The sequence below is a fragment of the Thiomonas sp. TH-17 genome, assembly GCF_057473305.1.
In genome coordinates, this window is record NZ_JBYCKI010000195.1 from 1 (window position 1) to 3,720 (window position 3,720).

A 3,720-nucleotide genomic window follows, 5' to 3' on the forward strand; every position below is an offset into this window, starting at 1 on the left:
GTCATCGACGCCTCGGCGCGGCTGGTCGGCATGATCACCCAGAGCGACGTGATGCAGGCGCTGCATCGCGCGCCTCATGAGAAAACGCAGGGCCGCCCCAAGTTTTCTTGTCCACCTCGCAGCTAGCAAGCTGCTCGGATTCGGCTCCGTCCAAGCTGCCGCAGGGCAGCTTGGAGCCGCGGGCCTCATCCCCCTCTCGGGGGGCTGACGCGAACGCGGCAGGTCTGGGGGCGCTTTCAGGCCTCTACCTCACCTCTTTGAGCATGATCTGAATCTGCGCATCCGAGGGCACGCCGATCATCATGTCGGCACGGCCATCGGCCTTGCGCCAGATCACCACCGGCACGCCAAACAGTTTTTCGCTGTTGTAAAGCGCGAGATTGGCCGCCAGTTCGGCGCGCACCTTGGGGGCTATGGCGGCAGCCGGCTCGATGCCGCCGCCGGGTTGGCCATTGGCGGCGAAGTCGTAGTCGTTCTCGTTTTTGTGGAACGCCTTCAGCGGATCGGGCGACTGCAGAATCGCCGCGGCCTTGGGCAGGCTGCTGGGGGTGAGCATGCCCAGCGGAATCCAGCGGAACTGCACCCCGTCCTTGCCCACGAAGGCGCGCAGCTTCTTGAACAGCTCATGACAGAACGGACAGTTCGGGTCGAAAAAAATATAAAGCGCGCGCTGCCCCGTACCCTCGGCAATAAACGTGGCCTTGCTGATATTCGCCAGAATGCCCTCGGCCTGCCGGGCGCTTTGCGCCTGGGCGGCGGGCCAGGTGGCCACCAACGGGGCGGCCGCCAATATCCGCAAAAGTTGACGGCGATGAATGGATTGAGGTGAAGGCATGTGGGTCTCCCTGTTGTATGAATGGATCGACGCCATCAATAATGCCGCAGAATTTCACCATCAGCACTCAGTCCACCATGAAGCTCACCCTACCTGCCGCGCACAGCGCCTGGGCTCAGCCCGATTTCGGCGCGGTGTTGCTGGCCGAGCTGCAACAGACCGGGGCACTGATCGGCCCGTTGCAGCAGGGCATACGCCGCGGCAGCCACGCCCTGACCGACGACGTCAGCCTGATGGTGCTGCAGCGCAGTGAAGGCGACGACAATCTGCAGGTGAAGGCGGGGCTGAGCTACTTCAGCATCATTCCCGGCTGCGCCTGCGAAGCCGACCCGACGCCGATGAGCGAGCTGCCCGAATATGTGGAGCTGCGCGTCGCCATCCGCCGTGCCGACAGCGCGGCCACGCTGGAACTGCTCGACGACTGACGCGAGGTTCAAGGCGCCAGGCGCTGGCGCTGCCAACTGCGATCGGCCCGCAGCGCATACGCCAGCCGGTCGTGCAAGCGGGAGGGTCGCCCCTGCCAGAACTCCCAGGCATCGGGAATCAGGCGATAGCCGCCCCAGTGCGGCGGACGCGGCGGGCTGATGCCATAGCGCAGACCGAATTCGGCCGCGCGTTTGAGCAGGGTGCCGCGCCCGTCGATGGGCTCGCTCTGCGGCGAGGCCCAGGCGCCAATGCGCGAGGTCAGCGGTCGGCTGGCGAAATAAGCGTCCGACTCTTCGGCGCTGACCTGCTCCACCCGCCCCTCGATGCGCACCACCCGCTCAAGCTCCACCCAGTGAAACTGCAGCGCGGCGAAGGCGTGCGCCGCCAGCTCACGGCCCTTGCGGCTGTGATAGTTGGTGTACCAGACGATGCCGCGCGCATCGACGTGTTTGATCAGCACGACGCGTGTGGAAGGGCGGCCGTTTTCGCCCACGGTGGCCAGGGTCATGGCGTTGGGCTCGGGCACCTGCGCGTCCATGGCCTGCTGCAGCCAGTGCTCGAACTGTTTGAACGGATCGGCCTCGGCGTGAGCCTCGTCCAGTTCGGCCCGGCTGTAGTCTTTACGCAAATCGGAAAGTGATTTCATGCAGGGAGTATAGAAATGGGGCTCGTATTGCAGGGGATGTGACCGCAGTCACAGTCATGTATCAAAATTTTTCAATATTGCGTTCGATCAATATCAAGCAGCGACCGCGCGCCCACAATTCCGTACCGTTTTTCTCAACTATTGCCCACCATGTCCACCACTCCCGCACCGCAATCCGCCGAACCGGCGCACGCCAGTAGTTGGCTGGCCCACTTTCCCATCACCCTGTTCGCAACCGTCATGGGCACGGCCGGCCTGGCCATCGCCTGGCACAAGTCGGCCCAGGTGCTCGCCATGCCGCACGGCGTGGGCATCGGCCTGAGCTATGCCGCGTTGGCGCTGTTTGTCGTGCTGCTGCTCGGTTACGCGGCCAAGGTGGCGCGCTATCCGGGCGAATTCGTGGCGGAGTTCAACCACCCGGTGCGCATCAGCTTTTTCCCGGCCATTTCGATCAGCGCCATCCTGCTGTCCATCGCCTTTCTGCATGTGTTGCCCGGTCTGTCGTGGGCCATGTGGTGGGGCGGCGTGGCGCTGCATCTGGTGTTTACCGTGGTCATCATGTCGTCGTGGATTCACCACTCGCACTACCAGATTCAGCACTCCACCCCGGCCTGGTTCATTCCGGTGGTGGGCAACATCCTGGTGCCCATTGCCGGCATGACGCACGGTTCGCCCGAAATTTCTTGGTTCTTTTTCAGCGTCGGGCTGGTGTTCTGGATCGTGCTGCTCACGGTGATGATGAATCGCTTCTTCTTCCACCCGCCGGTGCCCGCCAAGCTGCTGCCCACGCTGTTCATCCTCATCGCGCCACCGGCGGTCGGCTTCCTGTCGTATCTGGCGCTGGATGGCGGCGTGGTCGACCACTTCGCCCGCGTGCTGTTCTATGTGGCGCTGTTCACCACGCTGCTGCTGTTCTATCAAATCCCGCAGTTCCGCAAGGTGCCGTTCTTCATGTCGTGGTGGGCCTATTCCTTCCCAATGGCCGCCATCACCATCGCCTCGCTGACCATGGGCAGCAAGATCGGCAGCGGGTTTCTCATGGGCCTCGGCGGCGCGCTGCTGGCCCTGACCTCCGCGCTCATCGCCCTGCTCTTTGTGCTCACCCTCAAGGCCATCGCTGCGGGCAAGGTGTTCATCCCGGAATGAGGGCGGCCCTGCTGGGGCGCGACTCAGGGTAACTGTGCTTTACAGGCGGCGTGACGCTGCTTAATGTGAAGCCGTGACTTTGAAGCCGCAACTCCAAGGAGGCCGTCGTGTCTGATAAGAACGCCCTCGTTCCTCATGCGCCTTGCGCACGGCCGATCTCGCGGTCACGGCGGCGTCTGTTGCGGCTAGCCCTGGTGTGGCCCGCCGCAACCCTGCCGCTGCTTTGGCAGGCGCCTTCGGCAAAGGCGGCGAATTCCAGCGCGGAATGGTCGGCCGACCCCGAGGCGGCGCGGGCGGCCAAGCTGCTCAAGGCGATCGGCTCGGCGTATTGGATACAGGAGGGCGTCGGGCCGCGCATCGTTTACATCTTTTTCGATCCGAATTGCCCGTTTTCGCACAAGCTCTATCTGGCCACGCGGGCCAAAGTCGGCAAAGGCGGATTGCAGTTGCGGTGGATTCCGGTGGGGCAGCTCGAAGCCAGCAGCCCGGGCAAGGCTGCCGCCATTCTCGCCGCGCCCGATCCGCTCAAAGCCTTCCACAAAAATGAGGATGACTGGAACTTCGGCGACAGCCCGGCCGGCGGCATCCGCCCACTGGCCCACCCCAGCGCCCGGGTGCTGCACCAGCTTCAGACCAACGCCGCACTCATGCGCCAGGCCAATTTGCA

The 3,720-nt window shown here is 63.9% G+C and carries 5 protein-coding genes; 3 read left to right on the top strand and 2 right to left on the bottom strand.

Going from position 1 to position 3,720, the window contains the following annotated elements; genetic code table 11:
- Positions 1–244: 244 nt before the first annotated feature.
- Positions 245–835: a thioredoxin fold domain-containing protein gene (locus AC2VLV_RS11640; RefSeq protein WP_486990142.1), complete on the bottom strand. Its 591-nt coding sequence runs from the start codon at positions 833–835 to the stop codon at positions 245–247.
- A 77-nt stretch (positions 836–912) separates the two neighbouring features.
- Between AC2VLV_RS11640 and AC2VLV_RS11645 the strand changes: the two genes are divergently transcribed.
- The gene (locus AC2VLV_RS11645) at positions 913–1,260 is read left to right on the top strand and encodes a hypothetical protein (protein WP_486990143.1); all 348 of its coding nucleotides are present in this window, start codon (positions 913–915) and stop codon (positions 1,258–1,260) included.
- An 8-nt stretch (positions 1,261–1,268) separates the two neighbouring features.
- Here the strand turns inward: AC2VLV_RS11645 and pdxH are convergent, their stop codons facing one another.
- Positions 1,269–1,907, bottom strand: coding sequence for a pyridoxamine 5'-phosphate oxidase (pdxH, locus tag AC2VLV_RS11650; protein WP_486990144.1), 639 nt, complete (start codon positions 1,905–1,907; stop codon positions 1,269–1,271).
- Positions 1,908–2,057: 150 nt separating this feature from the next.
- On the opposite strand from pdxH, the gene AC2VLV_RS11655 reads away from it, so the two are divergent.
- Both AC2VLV_RS11655 and AC2VLV_RS11660 read left to right on the top strand, forming a co-directional pair.
- Positions 2,058–3,053, top strand: a complete 996-nt coding sequence (locus AC2VLV_RS11655) for an SLAC1 anion channel family protein (RefSeq protein ID WP_486990145.1) — start codon at positions 2,058–2,060, stop codon at positions 3,051–3,053.
- A gap of 107 nt (positions 3,054–3,160) precedes the next feature.
- Positions 3,161–3,720, top strand: a 560-nt coding sequence (locus tag AC2VLV_RS11660; protein WP_486990146.1) for a hypothetical protein, incomplete at its 3' end; no start/stop codon positions are given.

What these genes read in the sequence shown, in the direction of transcription:
- AC2VLV_RS11645 (WP_486990143.1), top strand. Translation starts at nt 913, where the DNA reads ATGAAGCTCACCCTACCTGCCGCGCACAGCGCCTGGGCTCAGCCCGAT.
- pdxH (WP_486990144.1), bottom strand. Translation starts at nt 1,907, where the DNA reads ATGAAATCACTTTCCGATTTGCGTAAAGACTACAGCCGGGCCGAACTG.
- AC2VLV_RS11640 (WP_486990142.1), bottom strand. Translation starts at nt 835, where the DNA reads ATGCCTTCACCTCAATCCATTCATCGCCGTCAACTTTTGCGGATATTG.
- AC2VLV_RS11655 (WP_486990145.1), top strand. Translation starts at nt 2,058, where the DNA reads ATGTCCACCACTCCCGCACCGCAATCCGCCGAACCGGCGCACGCCAGT.